We start from the raw sequence: 25,537 nt of genomic DNA, 5'->3' as shown, positions 1-25,537 counted from the left end.
CGTCCTGAGACGGCGCGGGTGATAATCAGAACATGGTGTACAGGGAGTAGAAGATTGCGGAGATAGCGATAAGCCCCATGATAACCACGAAGATATTGCTAATCTGACCGCTGTACTTGCGCATGGCAGGTACTTTCTGAATCGCGTACATCGGCATCAGGAACAGAATCATCGCGATAACCGGGCCGCCCAGGGTTTCAATCATGCCCAGGATGCTTGGGTTCAGCGTGGCAACTGCCCAGGTGGTGACCAGCATGAACAGCGCGGTCATCTTGTTCAGTTTGTTGACTTCAATGCTCTTACCTTTACCGCGCAGAGATTTAATCACCATACCGTTGAAGCCTTCACGTGCGCCCAGGTAGTGGCCGAGGAAGGATTTGGTAATGGCGATGATCGCGATGATAGGTGCCATCCACGCGATGATCGGTGCGTTAAAGTGGTTCGCCAGGTAAGACAGAATGGTGATGTTCTGCTCTTTCGCTGCTGCCAGATCCGCCGGGGAGAGGCTCAGTACGCAGCTGAAGACGAAGAACATAACGGTCAGCACCATCATGATGTGTGCACGCGCCAGGATGCTGGAGCATTTCTTCTCTGCACCGTCGCCGTACTCTTCACGCTTCGCCACGGCGAAGGAGGAGATGATCGGTGAGTGGTTAAAGGAGAATACCATCACCGGGATCGCCAGCCACAGGGTCATCAGCAGGCCGTTACCGGTTGCAGATGCGCTGCTCAGGGAGAGCGTTTCCAGCGCGGCACCGTGCCACTGTGGAATCAGATACAGCGCCAGTACCATCAGTGCAGCCACAAACGGGAACACCAGGATGCTCATCGCTTTCACGATCATCTGCTCACCGAAACGGACAATGGTCATCATGCCCACAATCAGGATCAGAGACAGAATGGCACGCGGTGGTGGCGTCATGTGCAGCTGGTGCAACATGAAGCTTTCAACGGTGTTAGTGATTGCAACGCTGTAAACCAGCAAAATGGGGTAAATCGCGAAGAAGTAGAGCAGGGTAATCAGTTTACCTGCGCCCACGCCAAAATGTTCTTCAACGACTTCAGTAATGTCTTCGCCAGGATTTTTACCGGACAGCACGAAGCGGGTCAGGCCGCGGTGCGCAAAGTAGGTCATCGGGAAGGCAATGATAGCCATGATGATCAGCGGAATCAGACCGCCGACGCCTGCGTTAATAGGAAGGAACAATACACCAGCGCCGATAGCTGTGCCGTAAAGGCCAAGCATCCACATGGTATCTGATTTGCGCCAACCACTTCGGGATTCAATCGAAGCAACGGTGCTGGTTTGAGTGGTTTCCATCTGTATCTCCTGGAGGAAGCAAATTGTCAGGTTTGTAGTCAAATCCGATGAAAAAGTGCCTGACGGTAATATGAAATTCGTTCAGTGACGGTTTTTTAATAATTTTCGCCCGTAACTATTGGCGGGCGGAAAGATACATTCTCGTTATGAATCTATCAGTGATCCCGATCCCAATTGCAATAATCCACTTTTGATGTGGGCATCTTTAGACCATTTATCTATTAAAAAAACATCGAATAGGATTTACGGGCGCGAAGGCTACCATCAACAACATGTGAGCTAAAAGAGAACCCGCGAAGATAGGTGTCTTACGCTGTAAAGAAATGGGTTTTTAGGATTTTCTGGCAGGTAATTTAGTTTAAGGCTGATAATTTACGGTTGTAAAAACGAGGTAATCGTTTGCGTGGCTTCATAGTTTGTAAAAGGTATAAGCAATATCTATGAGTTGTTTCGGTAATAAAAAAGCCGGGCCCCACAGCATCGTGGCCCGGCTTTTATCAGGAGAGTGAAAATGTTACGTGCAGATTTCGTAGCAAGGAATGTACGCTGACCCGGGTAGCTTCATGCGGTGCTGGGCAACAAAGCCCTGCAGCATGTCATCCATGCGGCGCATCATTTCGCGATCGCCATGAATCTTATACGGACCATACTTCTCGATAGCACGGATGCCCATCTCTTTCACGTTACCCGCCACGATGCCGGAGAAGGCGCGTCGCAGGTCGGCAGCCAGGACTTCTACCGGCTGGTCCGGGTACAGTTTCAGGTTGGCCATGTTTTCGTGCGAGGGTTCGAACGGGATCTGCAGGTCCGGCGCGATGCGGATTGACCAGTTAAAGCTGTAGGCATCTCCGGTGTCGCGACGGTTCTCTTTAACCAGCGGCATCGCTTTTTTCATCTGACGCGCCACTTCTGCCGCATCGTCAATGATGATGCGATAGTGACGACGCGCGGTTTCCCCCAGCGTATGCACGATAAACTCGTCCAGTACGCGGAAGTAGTCAGCGCTCTCTTTCGGCCCGGTCAGGATCAACGGCAGAACCTGATCTTTGTTAGCCGGGTTCATCAGAATACCCAGCAGGTAGAGCAGCTCTTCTGCGGTTCCCACGCCGCCCGGGAAGATGATTATCCCGTGAGCGATACGGACAAACGCCTCAAGGCGCTTCTCGATATCCGGCATAATAATCAGTTCGTTAACCAGCGGGTTAGGTGGCTCAGCGGCGATGATCGACGGCTCGGTCATGCCGATAAAGCGCCCTTCTTTGTAACGCTGCTGAGCGTGTCCCACTGCCGCGCCTTTCATTGGCGCTTCCATCGCCCCGGGACCACAGCCGGTACAGATATTCAGCTCACGCAGGCCGAGCTGGTTTCCTACCCGACGGGCATAGAGATATTCGGTTTCGTTAATCGAGTGACCACCCCAGCAGACGACCATATTAGGGGCTTCGCCCACGTGCAGGGCGCGGGCGTTACGTAAAATGGAGAACACCAGATTGGTGATATGTACCGAGCTTTCCAGGTCGAGATGCTGGAAGCGGCCTGCGTTGTGGATCTGCCCGTTAACAAACAGGATGTCACGCAGCACGGCAAACAGGTTGGCCTGAAGGGAGCGAATGATGCGCCCGTCCACAAAGGCCTCTTCCGGCGGGTTGATCACTTCAAGTTTCACGCCACGCTCGCGGCGTAGCACGTTGATATCAAAGCTTTCGAAGCGGGACAGCAGCTCTTTACTGTTGTCGGTCAGGCTTCCGGAGTTCAGTACGGCAAGTGAACAGTTACGAAACAATTGATAAAGATCGCTGCTGGCCGTGCGTTTAAGCATGTCCACTTCCAGCTGCGACAACATATCCATTGAGCCAAGAGGGCTAATATGTGTAATCAAGTGAGCTCCTTACGGGACGATTATCGTCTTTCCCTGTTGATTACAATAGCCCTGGCTTACGACGTTTCACAACCTAAAGCGCGGAATAGACCGCGCATATTGCGAAAATATTTAGGTTACTGGCGTACAAGACGGCCGGTGGCAGGCACAAAGTCCGTGTTGGTGCGCCATGGATTGATATCCAGACCACCACGGCGGGTGTAGCGCGCATAAACGCTTAACGTTTCGGGATGACAGAAACGCTGAATATCATTAAAGATGCGCTCCACGCACTGCTCGTGGAATTCGTTGTGATGGCGGAACGACACCAGGTAGCGCAGCAGTTTTTCCCGGTCAATCTTCGGACCGCGATACTGGATCTGCACGGAGCCCCAGTCCGGCTGATGGGTGATCAGGCAGTTGGATTTCAATAAATGACTTACCAGCGTCTCTTCAACGGTCTTTCCGCTTGCCGCATTTTCGAGGTAATCGGTACTGAATTCGTAATTATCCACTGCGATATCCTGATCGTCGATGCAGGTGCCGTTGAAGTGGGCAACCGGCTGCCCTTCCAGCTCATTCAGACGATAGAGTGACACGCTCACCTTGCCCTGTGCACAGGCGCTTAAATCCCGCTCCAGGGTATGCTGAACCTCTTCCTGACTGTCGAATTTGGTCTGGTTAAAGCTGTTGAGATAGAGCTTAAAGCTTTTGGATTCCACCAGGTTCTGGCTGGCATAATCCAGTTCAACATGGCCCACTGCGACCTGCGGCAGACCGCGGGCGTTGAGCCAGGAAAGCTCGTAGAGCGTCCAGATATCACCGCCAACAAACGGCAGCGCGTCAGCGCGCAGGCCCAGAGGATCGCGATTCAGACTGCGCGGTACGCCCTGCAGCAGGCTTGCATCGTAGGTGTCGCGGTAATCGGTCGATTTACCCAGCGTTAAGCCCGTTAACGCCTGATGATTTTCGTAAGACATGTTTCATAGCCACTTTACAGGTACACTTATGGGCTGAGTTTATCCTGTCTTACAAGAAGAGAGAAATCGGTGGACATCGAAACTGCAAATGCCCTCACTGCCTTCACGACCCGCTATTGCGATGCATGGCATGAAACGCACGGCACATGGCCGCAAAGCACTGACTTATATGGTGTACCTTCGCCGTGTATTATCTCTTCTCCGGATGATTACGTTATCTGGCAACCGCAACCCCCGACGGGTGAGCAAAATGTAAATGCGGTTGAACGGGCAATGGACATTGTGGTACAACCAGCGGTTCACGCGTTTTATACCACGCAATTTGCAGGGGATATGCCTGCGCGATTTGCTGGTATCACGCTGACGCTGTTGCAGACCTGGAGTGAAGACGATCTGCAGCGTGTTCAGGAAAACCTGATTGGTCATCTGGTCACGCAAAAACGCCTTAAGCTTTCTCCGACGCTCTTTATTGCCACGCTGGACAGTGAACTGGACGTTATCTCTGTCTGCAACCTGTCTGGTGAAGTGGTTAAAGAGACCATCGGTACCCGCAATCGCGAGACTCTCGCCCCCTCACTTGCGGAATTCCTCACCCGACTTGAGCCACTTCTGTAATCCACGATGCTATCGCGCGTGTGAGAGATCTCTTACAGAGTTGTGAGAGATCGCTGGATCATTCAGTATTGCCTTATTTAATTAAGATTAACATTACTCTATTTTTCAATATGTTAATGAGGTATCGCCGCGTCCAGGGGGGCACGGGACGGCTTACAGCGCTGCCAGCATGGGTTGTAAGACGAAGCAGAATAGCGGATTCTAGTTGTGTCGACAGGACGCCGACACGAGAAACGAACATCAGGATGATGGCGTTTCTCACCAGGAACACGTCAGGATGACGCTGCAGGAAGGCTTCAGGATGAAGCAAAAGGATCGCGCAGGATGCGTAAGGGACACCTCCAGGAAGGGAGAATGAGAGCCGGTCAGGATGGTCGGTGGGTCAGGATGGCCAGGACGTTTCAGGATGAAACAAACACATCAGGACGATGTGAGCAGGATGCACAAGGTGAAGGATGACCAGGCCTTCGGGCTTCAGGAAAAGTTGTCACGGATGAGCAGGGAGCACGAATTGTAGCTGGATTGCTGCGGAACGAACCGGGAGCACTGTTTTTACAGTGCTCCCTTTTTTTATTTCTGTCTCCTGCAATGCTATGCTGCGCGCCGTTCACTTTTTCAGTTGAGGTTACTATGACGCAACACGATAGCGTTCGTGCCCGGTTGCACGCCATCGAGGCATTATTGCGCCAACATCAGCTGTGGCAGGAGACCGCGCCGCAGCCAGAAGCCTTCGCAAGCACTCAGCCGTTCTGTCTGGATACGCTGGCACCGTTCGAATGGCTCCAGTGGGTATTAATTCCGCGCATGCACGCGCTGCTCGACGGCGGCCACCCGCTGCCGCAGGCGTTCGCTGTTGCGCCTTATTATGAAATGGCGCTGGACGCGACCCACCCTGCGCGCGATGTCATGCTGATTGAGCTGGAAAAGCTGGATGCTGTGTTTGCCGGTGAAGATGCATGACGCTTGAGATCCTCTATCAGGATGAGTGGCTGGTCGCGGTAAACAAACCGTCTGGCTGGCTGGTGCACCGAAGCTGGCTGGACCGCGATGAAAAAGTGGTGGTGATGCAAACCGTGCGCGACCAGATTGGTCAGCACGTCTTTACGGCTCATCGTCTCGACAGGCCAACCTCCGGTGTGTTGCTGATGGGACTTTCCAGCGAAGCGGGCCGCCTGCTGTCGCAGCAGTTTGAACAGCACCAGATCCAGAAACGCTACCACGCGATCGTTCGTGGCTGGCTGACGGAGAGCGCTACGCTCGATTATCCGCTGGTGGAAGAGCTGGACAAGATTGCCGATAAATTTGCCCGCGATGACAAAGGTCCGCAGCCTGCCGTGACGGATTACCGCGGCATGGCGACCACGGAAATGCCGGTGGCAACCAGCAAGTTTCCGACCACCCGCTACAGTCTGGTTGAGCTGTTGCCCAAAACCGGGCGCAAACACCAGCTCCGCCGTCACCTGAAACATCTGCGTCATCCGATTATTGGTGACAGCAAGCACGGCGATTTGCGCCAGAACCGCAGTGCTGCCGAACATTTTGGCTGCGACCGCCTGATGCTGCATGCCAGTGAACTGAGCCTGACGCACCCGTTTACCGGCGAACCGCTGACTCTCCATGCGGGGCTGGACAACGTCTGGATGCAGGCGCTGTCACAGTTTGGCTGGCTGGGGCAACTCCCCGAAAATGAAAGGGTTGAGTTTGTATCGGGCAACGTTCAGGATGAACAACAAGCGCAATAATCAAGGAAATACATCATGGCTGAAGTGGGCATTTTTGTCGGCACAATGTACGGCAACTCGCTGCTGGTAGCAGAAGAGGCTGAGGCGATACTCGCAGGCCAGGGCCATAAAGCCACGGTCTATGAAGACCCGGAGCTGGCAGACTGGGAAAAGTACAAAGATAAATACATTCTGGTGGTTACCTCCACTACCGGGCAGGGCGATCTGCCGGACAGCATCGTGCCGCTTTTCCAGGCAATCAAGGATCAGCTTGGCTATCAGCCAGATGTTCACTACGGCATCATTGCTCTGGGCGACAGTTCTTACGCCAATTTCTGTGGCGGTGGTAAGCAGTTCGATGCGCTTTTGCAGGAACAGAGCGCGCAACGCGTCGGTGAAATGCTGCTGATTGATGCCGGTGAACACCCTGAGCCAGAGAGTGAATCGAACCCGTGGGTTGAACACTGGGCAACGCTGCTTAAATAACGCTCTGGCCGGGCAGCCCTTCGCATACCCGGGCCCCCGCGCCCACGTGGCGCGAGCGCAAACACAAAACGGTAACGTCGGTTACCGTTTTGCTTTTCTCCCGCCTTCCGGCGAATTCCGTGAACTACCTTCCACTGCTTTGGGCTTATGCCCCAAACAACTTCTCATTGACCCCTCAATGTTGTGTTCATGCACGGTGAGGGACAGAGGCACTTCTCCCTATACTTTTCCGGTCAGTCATCAAAAAGGCAGTGCGCACTATAAAACGGCATCAAGCCGTACCAAAACTGCCAAATACTAACCCTCATTCTGGTTACCCTACCGGTGCTGTACAGAATGAACTGGCGAGAGCCTGGATTCAGGAGTGCAACAATGAGTACATTAAGCCACGCGGCGAGCAGCGCTGAGAAGCGCACAAATGCGCGCTACTGGATAGTGGTGATGCTGTTTATCGTCACATCCTTTAACTATGGTGACCGTGCCACGCTGTCGATTGCCGGTTCTGAAATGGCAAAAGACATCGGTCTTGATCCGGTTGGCATGGGCTACGTTTTCTCCGCATTTTCATGGGCCTACGTTATCGGCCAAATTCCTGGCGGCTGGCTGCTTGATCGTTTTGGCTCCAAACGCGTCTATTTCTGGTCCATCTTCATCTGGTCGGCATTTACCCTGTTGCAGGGCTTCGTCGATGTGTTCAACGGATTTGGCATCATCGTTGCGCTCTTCACCCTGCGTTTCCTGGTGGGCTTAGCTGAAGCACCTTCCTTCCCCGGTAACAGCCGTATTGTGGCGGCGTGGTTCCCGGCGCAGGAGAGGGGAACGGCGGTAGCAATTTTTAACTCTGCGCAATACTTTGCGACAGTGATCTTTGCACCCATTATGGGCTGGCTGACGCATGAAGTGGGCTGGTCACATGTCTTCTTCTTTATGGGTGGGCTTGGGATCATCATTAGCTTCGTCTGGCTGAAAGTGATCCACGAACCGAACCAGCATCCCGGCGTGAATAAAAAAGAGCTGGAGTACATTGCTGAAGGCGGGGCGCTGATCAACATGGATCAGAAATCGGCAAAAGCAAAAGTGCCGTTCAGCCAGAAATGGGCGCAGATCAAACAGCTCGTCGGCTCGCGCATGATGATCGGCATCTATCTGGGCCAGTATTGCATTAACGCCTTAACCTACTTCTTCATCACCTGGTTCCCGGTTTACCTGGTGCAGGCGCGCGGGATGTCGATCCTGAAAGCGGGCTTTGTGGCGTCAGTCCCGGCTATCTGCGGTTTTGTAGGAGGCGTGCTGGGGGGCGTGATTTCCGACTGGCTGATGCGTCGTACAGGCTCTTTGAATATCGCGCGTAAAACGCCGATTGTGCTCGGCATGCTGCTCTCCATGACCATGGTGTTCTGTAACTACGTCAGCGCCGAGTGGATGATTATTGGCTTTATGGCGATGGCCTTCTTCGGTAAAGGGATCGGTGCCCTCGGCTGGGCGGTCATGGCGGATACCGCACCGAAAGAGATCAGCGGCCTGAGCGGTGGACTGTTCAATATGTTTGGCAACATCTCCGGGATTGTGACCCCCATTGCCATCGGCTACATCGTGGGAACCACCGGCTCCTTCAACGGCGCGCTGATTTACGTTGGCGTACACGCGCTGGTGGCGGTCCTGAGCTACCTGGTTCTGGTGGGTGATATCAAGCGCGTGGAACTTAAACCTATAGTGGAGCGCGGCTGATGACGACTCAATCAAGCCCGGTGATTACCGACATGAAGGTCATACCGGTGGCCGGACAGGACAGTATGCTGCTCAACATCGGTGGCGCACATAACGCCTGGTTTACCCGTAATATCGTGGTGCTGACGGACTCCGCGGGCCACACCGGCGTTGGGGAAGCGCCGGGGGGCGAGGTTATCCACCAGACGCTGGTAGACGCCATTCCGCTGGTCGTCGGGAAGGAGGTCGCTCGCCTCAATAACGTGGTGCAGCGGGTGCACAAGGGCAATCAGTCGGCAGACTTTGACACGTTCGGCAAAGGCGCCTGGACGTTCGAATTGCGCGTCAACGCTGTCGCCGCGCTGGAGGCTGCTCTGCTTGATTTACTGGGTAAGGCGCTGAAGGTCCCGGTCTGCGAACTGCTGGGGCCAGGAAAACAGCGCGACGCGGTGACGGTGCTCGGTTATCTGTTTTATGTTGGCGATCGCAACAAAACCGACCTGCCTTATCTGGCGCATTCCCCTGGCGACCACGAGTGGTATCACCTGCGTCACCAGGAGGCACTTTCCGGTGAGGCGGTGGTTCGGCTGGCGGAAGCCGCGCAGGATCGCTACGGATTTAAAGATTTCAAGCTGAAAGGCGGCGTATTGCCCGGCGAGCAGGAGATTGAAACTGCCCGCGCGCTCAAAAAACGCTTCCCGGATGCGCGCATCACGGTGGATCCGAACGGTGCATGGCTGCTGGATGAGGCCATTGCCTTATGCAAAGGGCTGGACGACGTGTTGACCTACGCGGAGGACCCGTGCGGGGCCGAGCAGGGCTTCTCCGGTCGTGAAGTGATGGCGGAATTCCGGCGTGCCACCGGTCTGCCGGTGGCCACCAATATGATCGCCACCAACTGGCGTGAAATGGGCCATGCGGTGATGCTGAACGCGGTCGATATTCCGCTGGCGGACCCGCATTTCTGGACACTCTCAGGTGCCGTTCGCGTCGCACAGCTCTGCGACGACTGGGGACTGACCTGGGGTTGTCACTCCAACAACCATTTCGACATTTCGCTGGCGATGTTTACGCACGTTGGCGCGGCGGCTCCGGGCAACCCGACCGCCATTGATACCCACTGGATTTGGCAGGAGGGAGAAGCCCGCCTGACGAAAGAACCGCTGGTAATCAAACATGGCAAGATTGCCGTACCAGATGCACCGGGGCTGGGCGTTGAGCTTGACTGGGATCAGGTTCATCACGCGCATGAGGCGTATAAAAAACTGCCAGGCGGCGCGCGTAACGACGCGGGGCCGATGCAGTACCTGATCCCCGGCTGGACATTTGATCGTAAGCGCCCTGTTTTTGGACGTCACTGATAAAAGGATTGAACGATGAATACTTTTACTACCCCTGTAGTCACTTCCATGCAGATCATTCCGGTCGCCGGCCATGACAGCATGTTGATGAACCTGAGCGGAGCGCATGCGCCGTTTTTCACCCGCAATATTGTCATTATCAACGATAACTCCGGGCATACCGGCGTGGGTGAAATCCCCGGTGGTGAGAAGATCCGCAAAACGCTGGAAGAGGCCGCTCCGCTGGTGGTGGGAAAAACGCTGGGCGAGTACAAAAATATCCTCAATACCGTGCGGAGCACCTTCGCTGACCGTGATGCCGGTGGTCGTGGTCTACAAACCTTCGACCTGCGAACCACCATTCACGTGGTCACCGGTATCGAAGCCGCGATGCTGGATCTGCTTGGCCAACACCTGGGCGTTAACGTTGCGTCGCTGCTGGGCGAAGGCCAGCAGCGCAGTGAAGTGGAAATGCTGGGCTATCTGTTCTTCGTTGGCGACCGCACGCTGACGCCGCTGCCGTACCAGAACCAGGCGGATGAAAAATGTGACTGGTACCGACTCCGCCACGAAGACGCGATGACCCCGGATGCGGTGGTGCGCCTGGCGGAAGCCGCGTACGAAAAATATGGCTTCAACGATTTCAAACTGAAGGGCGGCGTGCTTGCGGGTGAACAGGAGGCGGAAGCCATTACCGCGCTGGCAAAACGTTTCCCGCAGGCACGCGTCACGCTCGACCCGAACGGTGCCTGGTCTCTGGATGAAGCTATCCGCATTGGTAAACAACTGAAAGGCGTGCTGGCGTACGCGGAAGATCCGTGCGGGGCTGAGCAGGGCTTCTCGGGCCGTGAAGTGATGGCGGAATTCCGTCGCGCCACCGGTTTACCCACCGCGACCAATATGATTGCCACCGACTGGCGTCAGATGGGGCACACCCTGTCGTTACAGTCTGTCGATATTCCGCTGGCAGACCCCCACTTCTGGACGATGCAGGGGTCGGTGCGTGTGGCACAGATGTGTCATGAATTTGGCCTGACCTGGGGCTCGCACTCCAATAACCACTTTGATGTCTCGCTGGCGATGTTCACCCACGTGGCCGCTGCCGCACCGGGCACGATCACCGCTATCGATACCCACTGGATCTGGCAGGAAGGTAATCAGCGTCTGACCAGAGAGCCATTTGAGATCAAAGGAGGCATGGTGCAGGTGCCAACCACGCCCGGTCTGGGCATTGAGCTGGATATGGATCAGGTGATGAAAGCCCACGAGCTGTATCAGAAACATGGCCTGGGGGCACGCGACGATGCGATGGCCATGCAATATTTGATACCTGACTGGAAATTCGACAATAAACGTCCGTGCATGGTACGATAAACGCATTGGGACCGCTCCCATGAGCGGTCGTTTACGTGGTGTATGCTTAACGTAATGACTATGCGTAAGGATGGCTTATGAAGATTGTTATCGCACCGGATTCGTATAAGGAAAGCCTGAGTGCCCTTGAGGTAGCCACCGCGATTGAGCAGGGTTTTCGCGAGATTTTCCCCGCGGCTGACTTTGTGAAATTGCCGGTCGCCGATGGTGGAGAAGGTACCGTAGAAGCTATGGTGGCGGCGACGCAGGGGCGCATTGTCCATGCCTCTGTCTCAGGCCCGCTGGGTGAGCCTGTGGACGGGTTCTATGGCATCTCCGGTGACGAACAGAGCGCGTTTATTGAAATGGCGGCGGCAAGCGGTCTGGAGCTCGTCGCGCCTTCGCAACGCAATCCCCTTCTTACCACCTCCTGGGGGACCGGCGAGCTTATCCGGCACGCGCTGGATGCGGGCGTTAAGCATATTATTATTGGTATTGGCGGCAGTGCCACCAATGACGGCGGTGCCGGCATGGTGCAGGCACTGGGGGTAAAGCTGCTGGATACCAACGAGCAGCCCCTTGGACAGGGGGGCGGCGAGCTGGCAAAACTGGCCCGTATAGACCTGAGCGGGCTGGATAAACGTCTGGCGGAGTGCCGGATTGAAGTCGCCTGTGACGTCACTAATCCGCTCACCGGAGACGAAGGGGCATCCGCGGTCTTTGGCCCGCAAAAAGGCGCCACGCCGGAGATGATTGTGACCCTGGATAACGCCCTGGCGCATTACGCGCAGGTCATTGCCCGGGATCTGGATATCGACGTCATCAACCTTGCCGGCGGCGGTGCGGCGGGTGGGATGGGGGCGGCACTCTACGCTTTCTGCGGTGCGCAGCTTCGTCAGGGGATTGAGATTGTCACCGATGCGCTGCATCTGGCAGAGCAGGTGGCTAACGCCGATCTGGTGATTACGGGAGAAGGGCGCATCGACAGTCAGACGATCCACGGCAAAGTGCCGGTGGGCGTCGCGAAGGTGGCTAAACGCTTTAATAAACCGGTCATCGGTATTGCGGGTAGCCTGACGGCGGATGTCGGGGTGGTACATAATCACGGCATCGACGCGGTATTCAGCGTGATTTATACCATCTGTTCGCTGGAGGACGCGCTGGAAAATGCCAGCGACAATGTGCGGATGGCCGCACGCAATATCGCTGCAGTGCTGAAAGTGGGGCAGGCGTTCAGGCTCTGAACGGCGGGCAATCCTGTTTGCCCTCTCCCGGCGGGAGAGGGCAACGCTAGTTACCTAACACCTTCATGGCTTCCCGCGTCACATTATCCATCTCGTCCAGCAGCTCCAGAAATTCCGGTTCAAGCTCTGTTTCCGGCGTGCCCGCGCGAAGCTGTTGCTCCAGCAACTGGCAGAGATTCTTCAGCCGCGGCACACCGCTGTAGCCGCAGCTACCGTGCAGCTTATGAATGGCTTCCAGCAGATCTTCCGGGTTTTCACCCACCAGCTGCTCTTCGACCTTATTACGAATTTCCGGCAGAAACGCGACCAGCATTTGCAGCATGTCGCGGGCCAAATCAGGCTTACCCGCCGCCTGGCGCAGCGCAAGCTGCCAGTCAAAGGTGGCGTTTTGATTGACGCTGATTTCCACCGGTTCGGACGATACCGTGTACGTTCCGCCGATATGCCCCGGCTTATAGCGTAACAGCAGGCTATGCAGCTTCTCTTCGTCGATAGGTTTGGCCAGATAATCATTCATTCCGGCACTCAGCAGCTTCTCTTTCTGACCGGCCATCGCGTGGGCGGTGACCGCAATCACTGGCGTTTGCTGCTGATGCGGGAGCTGACGGATCAGCTCGCAGGCACGAATGCCATCCATGCCGGGCATCTGAATATCCATCAGAATTAAATCGAACTGCATCTGTTTCGCATGCTCAACCGCCTGCGCACCGCTGGTACACAGCTCTACGTGCTGAACCTGATCTTCAAGCAACACGCCAATCAGCTTCAGGTTGGCCGGATTATCATCCACCGCCATTACGCTCATCGGCAATTTTTGCTCATCGTCAATCAGCGGCAGAGCGTGCTGGCTCAGACGACAGTATTCCGTCAGTGCTGGCAGCAGGCGGGTCGCGGTAAGTGGCTTAAGCAGGCAGGCGGCGGCCCCGTCATTTTTTAACTCTTCCGCATTGATCTGGGCATGACACGGCAGGGCCAGCAGCAGGTAGTCGGTCATCGATGCGGCTTTCGCCAGCCGTTCCTGTTGCATGGTGAGCTCGCCGGTAAAGGTGACCGGGACCCCCAACAGCAGGATGTCGTAATGCTCCACGGCAAGCGCTGAGAAGGTAGGGCTGTAGATCACCTCCAGCGGCGTGGTGCTTAAGATATCAAGCGTACACTGCGCCGCTGCGGCGTTCGGCTCAACGTAGGCAAGGCGCATTCCTTTCAGGCAATTGGTTACCGGACCGTCGGTCAGCACGTTCGGGTTAAGGTCCAGATTGATATGGAACCAGAACGTGGAGCCCCGGTTTGGCTGGCTGTGGAAAGAGATATCTCCCCCCATCTCCTTAACCAGTTTCTGTGTGATAACCAGACCCAGCCCCGTGCCGCCATGGCGTCTGGAAATACTCGCATCGGCCTGACGAAACGCCTGGAACAGACGGGACTGATCCCGCTCCGGAATACCGATGCCAGTATCGCGGATCTGAACTTCAATCTGAACCTTGTTATTACTGATGGAGCGCTTTTCCACCAGAATATCAATGTTGCCGCTTTCGGTGAATTTGATGGCGTTACCGACAAGGTTTGTAATCACCTGCTGCAGGCGCAGCGGGTCGCCAATGACGTTATCCGGCACGTCATTTTTAATGTTGAGCGTCAGCTCCAGGCCTTTATCGTGCGACGAGTGTGCGAGCAGCGTCACCACTTCATCGAGCGTGCTGCGCAGCGGGAACGGGATGCTCTCCAGGATCAGCTTGCCGGCTTCCAGCTTGGAGAAGTCCAGCACGTCGTTGATGATCGCCAGCAGGTTGTTGGCCGAGCGCTCAATGGTGTGCAGATGATCGCGCTGGGTTGGGTTCAGCTCGCTTTTTAGCGTCAGACGGGTAAAGCCAATCACGCCATTGAGCGGCGTACGCAGCTCGTGGGACATATTCGCGAGGAACTCGGATTTGATACGTGCGGCTTCCTGCGCGCGTTTTTTCGCCAGATCCAGCTCAACGTTCTGAATCTCCATCTGCTCCAGGGTTTCGCGCAGGTCAGAGGTCGCCTGGTCGACGTTGTGCTGCATCTCTTCGTGATACGCTGCCAGCGACATCGCCATCGAGTTAATGCCGTTTTTGAGCATATCGAGCTCGCCCAGCATAAACCCTTCCACCCGGCTGTCGAGCTGGCCCCGGCGAATGCGGTCGACGGTGTTAACCATGTTGCGAATGGGCCCCGTCACGTCACGCATCAGGCGCCAGCCGAAGATAAGTGCAATCCCGATACAGAACAGCATCATAACGCCGGAGATGAAAATTTCTTTGTACTGCTGCAGACGCACCGACTTGAGATCCAGCTCCAGCGCCACATATCCGAGCATATTGTCGCTGGATTTGGCGTCAGATTGGGCGGATTCATCGGGTGAATAGCTTTCCGAAATAATCGGGGTGCGCAGGATCATGATATCGCCGCGTCGCAGCACGGTGAGGTGGCGCGGGAAGGGCGTACCGTCAGGAATTTTCAGGGCCGCTGGATCCAGATGAAAATTCGAGGTGACAAAGAGGCGGTTATGCTCGTCGTAAACGGAGATGGCACGCACGATATCCGAATGACGGCGGTGCAGCACGCTGATTAACTGACCTATCGATTCGCGGTTTTGCAGGTTCATCCCATACTCACTGGAGACGGCCAGCGGTTCGATAATGCTGGCACCGGCATCTTCCAGTTGCCGCTGCAAATCGTTATAGCGGTGCACCACAAAAAAGATACTCAGCAGCAAACCGATGAGAACGGTGGGGGCGAGGATCAAAATCATCATGCGCGCGCGCAGGCTGTAGTTGGTCATGGCGTTCCGTTATGGGACAATTAGGATAATTATGTTTATGTGAGAAAAATCTCGGCGATGGCGCAATTCTACTCTGCAAAGCGACGCGTGACGACGCGTCAGATCATAACTGTTGAAGCCACTGACCTCGATCCCTTTGGCCAGGGGGTTGCGCGTCATAATGGTAAGACACTGTTTATAACAGGTTTACTGCCAACAGAACGAGCAGAAATTACGCTGACGGAAGATAAACGCCAGTTTGCACGCGGGCAGGTTAAGCAGCGTCATAACGATAGCCCGGACCGCGTGAAGCCTCGCTGCCCGCATTTTGGCGTCTGCGGTGGCTGCCAGCAACAGCATGTCAGCACAGAATTACAGCAAAAAAGTAAAAGCAGCGCCCTGGCCCGCCTGCTTAAGCGCGACGTCAACGAGATCATCGCCGACCAGCCCTGGGGCTATCGTCGTCGCGCGCGATTGAGCCTGAACTATCAGCCAAAAACTGAGCGGCTGGAGATGGGGTTTCGCAAAGCCAGCTCCAGCGATATCGTCAATATCAGGCAGTGCCCCATTTTGGTGCCCCGTCTTGAGGCATTGCTTCCTGACGTGCATGCCTGCCTCTGCGGACTGGACGGCGTTCGCCACCTCGGGCACGTCGAACTGGTCATGGCCAACAATGGCCCGCTGATGGTGCTGCGCCACACCGCGCCGCTGTCGACAAAAGATCGGGAAAAACTGGAACGCTTTTCGCATTCCCACGAGCTGGCGCTTTTCCTTGCCCCCCAAAGCGAGATACTTGAGCAACTGACAGGTGAAGCGCCCTGGTATGCGTCAAACGGGCTACGCTTAACGTTCAGTCCGCGCGATTTCATTCAGGTAAATGATGGCGTCAATCAGCAAATGATTGAGAAAGCGCTGATGTGGCTCGATGTGCAGAAGAGCGATCGGGTACTTGACCTGTTCTGCGGAATGGGCAATTTCACGCTGCCTTTGGCCCGCCAGGCGGCAAGCGTTGTGGGTGTCGAAGGCGTTGAGGCGCTGGTGGCTAAAGGGCAGGAGAACGCACGACAGAACGGCTTGCAAAATGTGACATTCTTTCACCAAAATCTTGAGGAAGATGTGACGCAGCAGCCGTGGGCGATGCAGGGGTTTGACAAAATTCTTCTCGACCCGGCGCGCGCAGGTGCACCGGGTGTAATGCAACATATAATTAAACTCGCGCCCAGGCGCGTGGTCTATGTTTCCTGTAACCCGGCAACGCTTGCCCGAGACAGTGAGGCATTAATCCGTGCGGGTTACCAGATTCAGCGTCTGGCAATGCTGGACATGTTCCCGCACACTGGGCATCTGGAATCGATGGTGTTGTTTGAGCACATCTAATTAGTTTGGCTTGTCGACTTCGACAGGCCCTGGTCCCTAAAGGAGAGGACAATGGTTGCGGTAAGAAGTGCACATCTTAATAAAGCTGGGGAGTTTGACCCACAAAAATGGATAGCAAGTCTGGGGATTTCCAGCCAGCAGTCGTGTGAACGCTTAACCGAAACCTGGGCCTACTGTCAGCGCACCACTCTGGGGCATCCTGACGCCGAACTGTTATTGTGGCGCGGCGTGGAGATGGTTGAAATCTTATCCATGCTGAACATGGATATCGAAACGCTGCAGGCCGCGCTTTTGTTCCCTCTTGCCGATGCGGATGTCGTCACTGAAGACGTGCTGCGCGACAGCGTCGGGCAATCCGTCGTGGCATTGATCCACGGCGTACGGGATATGGCGGCAATCCGCCAGCTCAAAGCCGCACATACCGATTCCGTCTCCTCGGAGCAAGTTGATAACGTTCGCCGGATGCTGCTGGCCATGGTGGACGATTTCCGCTGCGTGGTCATCAAGCTCGCTGAACGCGTTGCCCACCTGCGCGAAGTAAAAGATGCGCCGGAAGACGAGCGCGTACTGGCCGCGAAAGAGTGTACGAACATCTATGCACCGCTGGCGAACCGCTTAGGGATTGGTCAACTGAAATGGGAGCTGGAGGATTACTGCTTCCGTTACCTGCACCCGGCAGAATATAAGCGGATTGCAAAACTCCTGCACGAGCGCCGCATTGACCGCGAGCACTATATTGAGGAGTTCGTCAGCGGATTGCGCCAGTCGATGAAAGAAGAGAATGTGCGGGCCGAAGTCTATGGTCGACCCAAGCACATCTACAGCATCTGGCGCAAAATGCAGAAGAAACATCTCGCCTTTGATGAGCTGTTTGACGTGCGCGCCGTGCGCATCGTTGCGGAGCGTCTGCAGGATTGCTACGCCGCGTTAGGGATAGTACATACTCACTTCCGCCATCTGCCAGATGAGTTCGATGACTATGTCGCGAACCCGAAACCTAACGGCTATCAGTCTATTCATACCGTGGTGCTGGGGCCTGGCGGCAAAACGGTCGAGATTCAAATTCGTACCAAACAGATGCACGAGGACGCTGAGCTTGGCGTCGCGGCGCACTGGAAATACAAAGAGGGGACGTCAGGTGGCGTGCGCTCTGGTCATGAAGACCGCATTGCCTGGCTGCGTAAGCTGATTGCGTGGCAGGAAGAGATGGCGGATTCCGGCGAAATGCTGGATGAAGTGCGAAGCCAGGTCTTTGACGACCGGGTCTACGTCTTTACGCCGAAAGGTGACGTGGTCGACCTGCCAGCAGGCTCCACGCCACTGGACTTTGCCTATCACATCCACAGTGATGTGGGGCACCGCTGCATCGGGGCGAAAATCGGCGGGCGTATCGTACCGTTTACCTATCAGCTGCAGATGGGCGACCAGATTGAAATCATCACGCAGAAGCAGCCTAACCCGAGCCGTGACTGGCTTAACCCGAACCTGGGCTATGTCACCACCAGCCGCGGGCGCTCAAAAATTCACGCCTGGTTCCGTAAGCAGGATCGTGACAAGAACATTCTTGCCGGTCGCCAGATCCTCGACGACGAGCTGGAACATATCGGCATAAGCCTGAAAGAGGCCGAGAAATTCCTGCTGCCGCGCTACAACTTCAACGAGCTGGATGAACTGCTGGCGGCGATTGGCGGCGGTGATATCCGTCTTAATCAGATGGTGAACTTCCTGCAGGCGCAGTTCAACAAGCCAAGCGCGGCGGAGCAGGATGCGGCGGCGCTGAAGCAGCTGCAGCAGAAAACCTATGCGCCACAACAGCGCAGCAAAGACAATGGCCGCGTTGTGGTGGAAGGGGTGGGTAATCTGATGCATCACATTGCCCGCTGCTGCCAGCCAATCCCGGGTGATGATATCGTTGGCTTTATCACTCAGGGACGCGGGATTTCCATTCACCGTTCAGACTGCGACCAGCTTGCTGAGCTGCAGTCGCATGCACCGGAACGTATTGTGGAAGCGGTCTGGGGCGAGAGCTACTCGGCGGGGTACTCGCTGGTGGTTCGCGTCACCGCAAACGACCGTAGCGGCCTGCTGCGTGATATTACGACCATTCTCGCGAACGAGAAGGTCAACGTGCTGGGCGTGGCCAGCCGCAGCGATACGCGCGAGCAGCTTGCCACCATCGATATGACCATCGAAATCTACAACCTGCAGGTGCTGGGCCGCGTGCTTGGCAAACTGAACCAGGTCCCGGATGTGATTGACGCACGTCGTCTGCACGGCGGGTAAGCCCACCTTTCTGTAAGCCGGGTAAGGCGTAGCCTTTACCCGGCATTTATTTTTAATCAGGACAGAATTATGACCCAAATTGACCGTCTGCTTGGCATCATGAAACGACTGCGCGATCCGGAAAACGGCTGCCCGTGGGACAAAGAGCAGACTTTCGCCACCATCGCCCCGTACACCCTCGAAGAGACCTATGAAGTGCTGGACGCCATTTCACGCGAGGATTTTGATGACCTGCGTGGCGAACTGGGTGACCTGCTGTTCCAGGTGGTGTTCTATGCGCAAATGGCGCAGGAAGAGGGGCGTTTTAACTTCGACGACATCTGCGCTGCCATCAGCGACAAACTGGAACGCCGTCATCCGCATATCTTTAGCGATGCCACCGCAGGCGATAGCGCGGAAGTGCTGGCGCGCTGGGAACAGATTAAAAGCGCCGAGCGCGCGGAGAAATCCCAGCACTCGGCACTGGATGACATTCCCCTGAACCTGCCTGCGCTGATGCGGGCGCATAAAATTCAGAAACGCTGCTCCGCGGTTGGCTTTGACTGGACGTCTCTCGGTCCGGTGCTGGAAAAAGTGCATGAAGAGATCGACGAAGTGATGCACGAAGCGCAACAGGCCGTGGTAGATGAAGCAAAGCTTGAAGAAGAGATGGGCGATTTGCTGTTCGCGACCGTCAACCTTTCTCGCCATCTGGGTGTAAAAGCGGAAACCGCCCTGCAAAAAGCCAACATTAAGTTTGAACGACGCTTTCGCGAAGTTGAGCGGATTGTGGCCTCGCGCGGCCTGGAAATGAGCGGAATTGACCTCGATGCGATGGAAGAAGTCTGGCAAGAAGTAAAACGCCAGGAAACTGATCTCTAACGAAATTTTGCGATCAAGCGCAATTTGTGTGATTTTTTAAATGACAAGCGCTTGATTTGCGTCAAAAACATTTACCCAAAAGGGGCTATTTTCTCACTCCTTATGTTTGTCATTGGCTGGACAGGAGACGGAGAATGAAAGTTTGTGGCGCTCGCCGTGTTCGGGTATACTACTTTCCCGTCCTGGTTATTCCATCGTTTCACCCTAACTTCTCAGGTTCAGCATGACAACGAACTATATTTTTGTGACCGGCGGGGTCGTATCCTCTCTGGGTAAAGGCATTGCCGCAGCCTCCCTCGCAGCCATTCTTGAAGCCCGTGGCCTCAATGTGACCATGATGAAACTGGATCCGTACATCAACGTCGATCCGGGCACCATGAGTCCAATCCAACACGGGGAAGTGTTCGTTACTGAAGACGGCGCTGAAACCGATCTGGATCTTGGCCACTACGAGCGTTTCATCCGCACTAAAATGACCCGTCGTAACAACTTCACGACAGGCCGTATCTACTCCGACGTTCTGCGTAAAGAGCGCCGTGGTGATTATCTTGGTGCTACCGTTCAGGTTATCCCACACATCACTAACGCTATCAAAGAACGCATTATTGCGGGCGGCGAAGGCCACGACGTGGTGCTGGTTGAAATCGGCGGTACCGTGGGTGATATCGAATCCCTGCCATTCCTGGAAGCGATTCGTCAGCTGGCGGTTGATATTGGCCGTGAAAACGCGCTGTTCATGCACCTGACGCTGGTGCCTTACATGGCAGCCGCAGGTGAAGTGAAAACCAAACCTACTCAGCACTCAGTTAAAGAGTTGCTCTCCATCGGTATTCAGCCAGACATCCTGGTTTGCCGTTCCGATCGCGCGGTTCCGGCGAACGAACGCGCGAAAATTGCATTGTTCTGTAACGTGCCGGAAAAAGCCGTTATTTCAATGAAAGATGTCGATTCCATTTATAAAATCCCGGGCCTGTTGAAATCACAGGGCCTGGACGATTATATTTGTAAACGATTCAGCTTGAACTGTCCGGAAGCTAACCTGTCTGAATGGGAACAGGTTATTTACGAAGAAGCGAATCCGGCTGGCGAAGTGACTATCGGCATGGTTGGCAAGTACATTGAACTGCCAGATGCCTATAAGTCAGTTATCGAAGCGCTGAAACACGGTGGTCTGAAGAACCGCGTCTCCGTTAACATCAAGCTGATTGATTCGCAGGATGTTGAAACGCGTGGCGTTGAAATTCTGAAAGATCTGGATGCGATCCTTATCCCTGGCGGCTTCGGCTACCGTGGTGTAGAAGGCAAGATCGCCACCGCACGCTATGCGCGTGAAAACAATATTCCATACCTCGGTATCTGCCTGGGTATGCAGGTTGCGCTGATCGAATTTGCGCGCAACGTAGCGGGAATGGAAAACGCGAACTCTACGGAATTTGTGCCAGACTGTAAGTACCCTGTCGTGGCGCTTATCACTGAATGGCGCGACGAAGAAGGTAACGTCGAAGTCCGTACCGAGAAGAGCGACCTGGGTGGCACGATGCGTCTTGGCGCACAGGCCTGCCAGCTGTCCGACGATAGCGTCGTTCGCAAGCTGTATGGCGAGCCGGTTATCACCGAACGTCATCGTCACCGCTATGAAGTCAACAACATGTTGTTGAAACAAATTGAAGCTGCGGGTCTGCGTGTTGCGGGCCGCTCCGGGGATGATCAGTTAGTCGAGATCATCGAAGTGCCAAACCATCCGTGGTTTGTCGCCTGCCAGTTCCACCCGGAATTTACTTCAACGCCACGTGACGGGCATCCGCTGTTTGCAGGCTTTGTGAAAGCCGCCAGCGATTACCAGAAGCGCCAGGCGAAGTAAAAAAAGTTAGAACGGCAACGCGTACCTCTGGTACGCGTTGTTTGTCTGGAGTTTTAGTTTAACTTGTACTGAGGAAAATCTAATGTCCAAAATCGTTAAAGTCATCGGTCGTGAAATCATCGACTCCCGTGGTAACCCGACCGTTGAAGCCGAAGTTCACCTGGAAGGTGGTTTCGTCGGTATGGCAGCTGCTCCGTCAGGTGCTTCTACTGGTTCCCGCGAAGCGCTGGAACTGCGCGATGGCGACAAATCCCGTTTCATGGGCAAAGGCGTACTGAAAGCTGTTGGCGCCGTAAACGGCCCTATTGCTCAGGCAATCATTGGCAAAGACGCTAAAGACCAGGCTGGCATCGACAAGATCATGATCGATCTGGACGGTACTGAAAACAAATCTAACTTCGGTGCTAACGCAATCCTGGCCGTTTCCCTGGCGAACGCCAAAGCTGCAGCGGCTGCTAAAGGTATGCCACTGTTCGAACACATCGCTGAACTGAACGGCACTCCAGGCAAATACTCCATGCCTGTACCGATGATGAACATCATCAACGGTGGTGAGCACGCAGACAACAACGTTGATATTCAGGAATTTATGATTCAGCCAGTTGGCGCGAAATCCCTGAAAGAAGCAGTACGTATGGGTTCTGAAGTGTTCCACAACCTGGCTAAAGTTCTGAAAGCTAAAGGTATGAACACGGCTGTTGGTGACGAAGGTGGCTATGCGCCAAACCTGGGTTCTAACGCAGAAGCACTGGCTGTTATCGCTGAAGCGGTTAAAGCAGCAGGCTACGAGCTGGGCAAAGACATCACTCTGGCGATGGACTGTGCAGCGTCTGAATTCTACAAAGACGGTAAATACGTTCTGGCTGGCGAAGGCAACAAAGCGTTCACCTCTGAAGAGTTCACTCACTTCCTGGAAGACCTGACCAAACAGTACCCAATCGTTTCTATCGAAGACGGTCTGGACGAATCTGACTGGGATGGCTTCGCATACCAGACTAAAGTACTGGGCGACAAAATCCAGCTGGTGGGTGACGACCTGTTCGTAACCAACACCAAGATCCTGAAAGAAGGCATCGAGAAAGGCATCGTTAACTCCATCCTGATCAAATTCAACCAGATCGGTTCTCTGACCGAAACGCTGGCTGCGATCAAAATGGCGAAAGACGCTGGCTACACCGCTGTTATCTCTCACCGTTCTGGCGAAACTGAAGACGCTACCATCGCTGACCTGGCTGTTGGTACCGCGGCTGGCCAGATCAAGACCGGTTCTATGAGCCGTTCTGACCGAGTTGCTAAATACAACCAGCTGATTCGTATCGAAGAAGCACTGGGCGAAAAAGCACCATACAACGGTCGTAAAGAGATCAAAGGCCAGGCATAATCGCTAAGCCTTAAAATGAAAATGCCAGTCGCAAGACTGGCATTTTTTTTGGCTATTTAAAATCGACCGCCATTTGTTCCGGAATGGTCAGCCCCTGAGTGGTTTGCACGCAGCGGGCAATATAGTCCGTAAAGCGGGGTGGCTTAGGCATGCCCATGCTAAGCAGCTTATCATTGCTGAAGCGCACGTTGAGTGTGGCAAAAGCACCGTATAAACGCATTGCTTTCAGCATCAGGCGCTCGTTGCACGGCCCAAAAATATCCTTCAGTTCGCGGCGCATTCTGACCAGCGTTTCGTAACTCACCTGGGCGTATCGATCTCCGACAGGGGCTTTCTCCAGCGCCTGCGCCATTGCCTTATCAATATCAGCAAAGCGAACGCTGTTCTCTTCCCCGGCAGAAATATGTACCACTTCCCCTGAACGTGCATTACTGGTAAGCAGCATTAACAGCGCGTCGGCACAATAGTCCACCGGAACGACATCGATTTTGTCTTCCATCGAACACATGAATTTTTGCAGCATTAACCCCATGCTAAAGACCCAGAAAATACTGCTTGAAGGTGTGCAGCCGTGACGGGTATGGCCGACGACGATAGACGGGCGGGCGATGAGCAGCGGCAGGTCAGGACAGTGCTGGCGCATCAGCTGTTCAATGGTGGATTTCGAATAGGTATATTCCACCAGATGCTCGGCGTTCTCTCTGAATTCTGCACTTTCGGCGACCAGCGAATCCTGCTCCGGCGTGCAGGACATCGCCGTGCCAACGTGCAGGAAGCGCTGTAGGGTCGACACCTGTTCCATGCGGCGCGCCAGCGCCAGGGTTCCCTCGACGTTCACCTTCCAGATAAGCGGGTTGTTGCCAAATGACGCGACGGCCGCGCAGTTAACGACATGCGTCACCTGTTCAAGGCGCGGATCGTTCAGGAAGGCTTCCGGCTGGCTGAGATCGCCAATGAGGATATTCTCCACGCTCAGCGAGGCCAGTGCATGCTCAGGCACGTTGAACTTACGCATATTCTCCTGCACTCGCGCCAGCCCACCTTGCGGGTCACTGGCGCGCGCAAGCAGAAGTAAATTTACGGCGCTTTCGCCGGTCAGGATTTTTTCAAGTACTGCACCACCCAGAAATCCGGTCACGCCTGTAATCAGTAAGGTTTTCATTGATACCGTCTCATTATGATTGATGAGGCGGATTGTAGGCGGGCGAAAGTAAACGGCGTTTAAATAAAAAAATGGCCAGCCTTACCGTTTCTTAAGCTTATTTTAAGGTAAGGAATTCAGGGGATGAGATTGGACATTGCAGGAGGGAAGAAAATTCAATTTATAAAGATATTTATTTTAACTTGCTGATTTATATATTATAAATTCGCTTCCTGTATCGTGATGATATTAAGTCAAAATGTAATTATAAAAATACTTTGTAACATCATTCATTGATGCGGTAAATAATTTAACGGATGCTTAAGAACACTCAAAATAACAAACTCGCAGGCTATTGATATATAGCCTGCGAAGGTTTTCTACAGCAACAGAGGAAGCGTTGCGCTGGCGGTTTGTTGGCTGACCTCGCCGTAATGACCGTCTATTGCAATAAGGGAGTGGGTAAGCAACTCGACCAGCAGCATAACACCCACTTTGGCATTGAGTGCGCCTGCGCTAAGCGGCCCCTCGGGTTTGGCTGCAACCAGTAGCATATCGCTAAGGGACGCCAGCGGGCTACGCGGCGTATTGCTGAGCGCCAGCACGGGGACGCCACGTTTGCGCGCAAGTTTTACGACGTGAAGTAAATCCCGCGTTGAGCCTGAACTGGAGATGGCTACCACCAGCGACGCTTTAGAGAGGGTGGTCGCATTCATGGCTGCACGGTGCATATCGCTGAAGAGCTGCACAGGTTTGCCCAGGCGCAACAGCTTATAATGCAGATACTCGCCGAGGATCGCACTGGCAGCGACCCCATAAATCTGGACTGACTGCGCCTGATGCAGTGCCTGCGCCGCCTTTTCCAGCAGCGCTCTGTCGAGCAGTCTGGCGGTATCCTGCAGAGCCTGTACAGACTCTTCCACTACGCTATCAATTTCATCCCCGGCCTGACGCTCTGGCTGACCCTGCTGAATGTCCAGCGCAAGCGCCATTTTGAATTCCGTGTACCCCTTACAGCCCAGCGTGCGGCAAAGACGCGTCACGCTGGCCTCGCTGGTATGACTTTCGCGCGCCAGCTCAGTGATCGTCAGGTAAAGCACCCGGGCAGGATCGTTGAGGACAAACTCACCCAGTTTTCGTTGCGTTGGGCTGTATCCGGAAGCCTCCTGGCGTAGCTTCAGCAGCAGGTTTTCATGGTCTGACATGCGAGATCCTTAATGCAT

At 54.6% G+C, this 25,537-nt stretch carries 19 protein-coding genes; 13 read left to right on the top strand and 6 right to left on the bottom strand.

Annotation, left to right across the window (positions count from 1 at the left end):
• Positions 1–25: 25 nt before the first annotated feature.
• From AM379_RS03200 to queF, 3 genes are all read right to left on the bottom strand, one after another.
• A complete protein-coding gene (locus AM379_RS03200; RefSeq protein ID WP_032678880.1) occupies positions 26–1,321 on the bottom strand; it encodes an HAAAP family serine/threonine permease in 1,296 nt (431 codons plus the stop codon).
• A gap of 514 nt (positions 1,322–1,835) precedes the next feature.
• Entirely contained in the window at positions 1,836–3,200 is a 1,365-nt protein-coding gene (gene ppnN / locus AM379_RS03195; RefSeq protein WP_014171428.1) for a nucleotide 5'-monophosphate nucleosidase PpnN, read from the bottom strand.
• A gap of 116 nt (positions 3,201–3,316) precedes the next feature.
• Entirely contained in the window at positions 3,317–4,159 is an 843-nt protein-coding gene (queF, locus tag AM379_RS03190) for an NADPH-dependent 7-cyano-7-deazaguanine reductase QueF (protein WP_020883795.1), read from the bottom strand.
• Positions 4,160–4,228: 69 nt separating this feature from the next.
• On the opposite strand from queF, the gene syd reads away from it, so the two are divergent.
• The 8 genes from syd (at position 4,229) to AM379_RS03150 (ending at position 12,625) form a co-directional block, all read left to right on the top strand.
• On the top strand, positions 4,229–4,774 hold the full coding sequence (gene syd / locus AM379_RS03185) for a SecY-interacting protein (RefSeq protein WP_032678878.1): 546 nt from the start codon (positions 4,229–4,231) through the stop codon (positions 4,772–4,774).
• 630 nt (positions 4,775–5,404) lie between these two features.
• On the top strand, positions 5,405–5,734 hold the full coding sequence (locus AM379_RS03180) for a YqcC family protein (RefSeq protein ID WP_032678877.1): 330 nt from the start codon (positions 5,405–5,407) through the stop codon (positions 5,732–5,734).
• Positions 5,731–6,516: a tRNA pseudouridine(65) synthase TruC gene (gene truC / locus AM379_RS03175; protein WP_014171422.1), complete on the top strand. Its 786-nt coding sequence runs from the start codon at positions 5,731–5,733 to the stop codon at positions 6,514–6,516. Before AM379_RS03180 ends, truC begins: the two co-directional genes overlap by 4 nt.
• 15 nt (positions 6,517–6,531) lie before the next feature.
• Positions 6,532–6,981, top strand: a complete 450-nt coding sequence (locus AM379_RS03170; protein WP_014171421.1) for a flavodoxin — start codon at positions 6,532–6,534, stop codon at positions 6,979–6,981.
• A 372-nt stretch (positions 6,982–7,353) separates the two neighbouring features.
• Complete coding sequence (locus AM379_RS03165) at positions 7,354–8,709, top strand: MFS transporter (RefSeq protein WP_073396476.1); 1,356 nt, start codon at positions 7,354–7,356, stop codon at positions 8,707–8,709.
• Positions 8,709–10,049 (top strand): enolase C-terminal domain-like protein, encoded by a 1,341-nt coding sequence (locus AM379_RS03160; protein ID WP_068794973.1) that lies wholly within the window; start codon positions 8,709–8,711, stop codon positions 10,047–10,049. The genes AM379_RS03165 and AM379_RS03160 overlap by 1 nt, the downstream gene beginning before the upstream one ends.
• Before the next feature lie 15 nt (positions 10,050–10,064).
• Entirely contained in the window at positions 10,065–11,402 is a 1,338-nt protein-coding gene (gudD, locus tag AM379_RS03155; RefSeq protein ID WP_106503453.1) for a glucarate dehydratase, read from the top strand.
• Between the two features lie 77 nt (positions 11,403–11,479).
• Positions 11,480–12,625: a glycerate kinase gene (locus tag AM379_RS03150; RefSeq protein ID WP_020883802.1), complete on the top strand. Its 1,146-nt coding sequence runs from the start codon at positions 11,480–11,482 to the stop codon at positions 12,623–12,625.
• Between the two features lie 46 nt (positions 12,626–12,671).
• Here the strand turns inward: AM379_RS03150 and barA are convergent, their stop codons facing one another.
• A complete protein-coding gene (barA, locus tag AM379_RS03145; RefSeq protein ID WP_020883803.1) occupies positions 12,672–15,431 on the bottom strand; it encodes a two-component sensor histidine kinase BarA in 2,760 nt (919 codons plus the stop codon).
• A 57-nt stretch (positions 15,432–15,488) separates the two neighbouring features.
• Here barA and rlmD point away from each other — a divergent pair, with 57 nt between their 5' ends.
• The 5 genes from rlmD to eno all read left to right on the top strand — a co-directional run bounded on the left by rlmD (position 15,489) and on the right by eno (position 23,173).
• Positions 15,489–16,787 (top strand): 23S rRNA (uracil(1939)-C(5))-methyltransferase RlmD, encoded by a 1,299-nt coding sequence (gene rlmD / locus AM379_RS03140; protein ID WP_106503452.1) that lies wholly within the window; start codon positions 15,489–15,491, stop codon positions 16,785–16,787.
• 51 nt (positions 16,788–16,838) lie between these two features.
• Positions 16,839–19,070 carry a GTP diphosphokinase gene (gene relA / locus AM379_RS03135; RefSeq protein ID WP_014171414.1) on the top strand — a complete coding sequence of 744 codons (2,232 nt, stop codon included), beginning with the start codon at positions 16,839–16,841 and terminating at the stop codon, positions 19,068–19,070.
• A 69-nt stretch (positions 19,071–19,139) separates the two neighbouring features.
• On the top strand, positions 19,140–19,931 hold the full coding sequence (gene mazG / locus AM379_RS03130; RefSeq protein WP_032680388.1) for a nucleoside triphosphate pyrophosphohydrolase: 792 nt from the start codon (positions 19,140–19,142) through the stop codon (positions 19,929–19,931).
• A gap of 223 nt (positions 19,932–20,154) precedes the next feature.
• Positions 20,155–21,792 carry a glutamine hydrolyzing CTP synthase gene (pyrG, locus tag AM379_RS03125; RefSeq protein ID WP_014171412.1) on the top strand — a complete coding sequence of 546 codons (1,638 nt, stop codon included), beginning with the start codon at positions 20,155–20,157 and terminating at the stop codon, positions 21,790–21,792.
• Positions 21,793–21,874: 82 nt separating this feature from the next.
• Positions 21,875–23,173 (top strand): phosphopyruvate hydratase, encoded by a 1,299-nt coding sequence (eno, locus tag AM379_RS03120; RefSeq protein WP_014885045.1) that lies wholly within the window; start codon positions 21,875–21,877, stop codon positions 23,171–23,173.
• A gap of 52 nt (positions 23,174–23,225) precedes the next feature.
• On the opposite strand, the gene AM379_RS03115 is transcribed toward eno, so the two are convergent.
• Both AM379_RS03115 and AM379_RS03110 read right to left on the bottom strand, forming a co-directional pair.
• Positions 23,226–24,335 (bottom strand): SDR family oxidoreductase, encoded by a 1,110-nt coding sequence (locus AM379_RS03115; protein WP_106503451.1) that lies wholly within the window; start codon positions 24,333–24,335, stop codon positions 23,226–23,228.
• 359 nt (positions 24,336–24,694) lie between these two features.
• The gene (locus AM379_RS03110; protein WP_020883807.1) at positions 24,695–25,519 is read right to left on the bottom strand and encodes a MurR/RpiR family transcriptional regulator; all 825 of its coding nucleotides are present in this window, start codon (positions 25,517–25,519) and stop codon (positions 24,695–24,697) included.
• Positions 25,520–25,537 lie beyond the last annotated feature (18 nt).

Origin of the sequence: Enterobacter cloacae complex sp. FDA-CDC-AR_0132 (assembly GCF_003010695.1) — a bacterium.
Lineage (GTDB): Bacteria > Pseudomonadota > Gammaproteobacteria > Enterobacterales > Enterobacteriaceae > Enterobacter > Enterobacter ludwigii.
The sequence above is the reverse complement of the archived record's forward strand: the minus strand, read 5'-3'. Positions and strand labels throughout refer to the sequence as shown.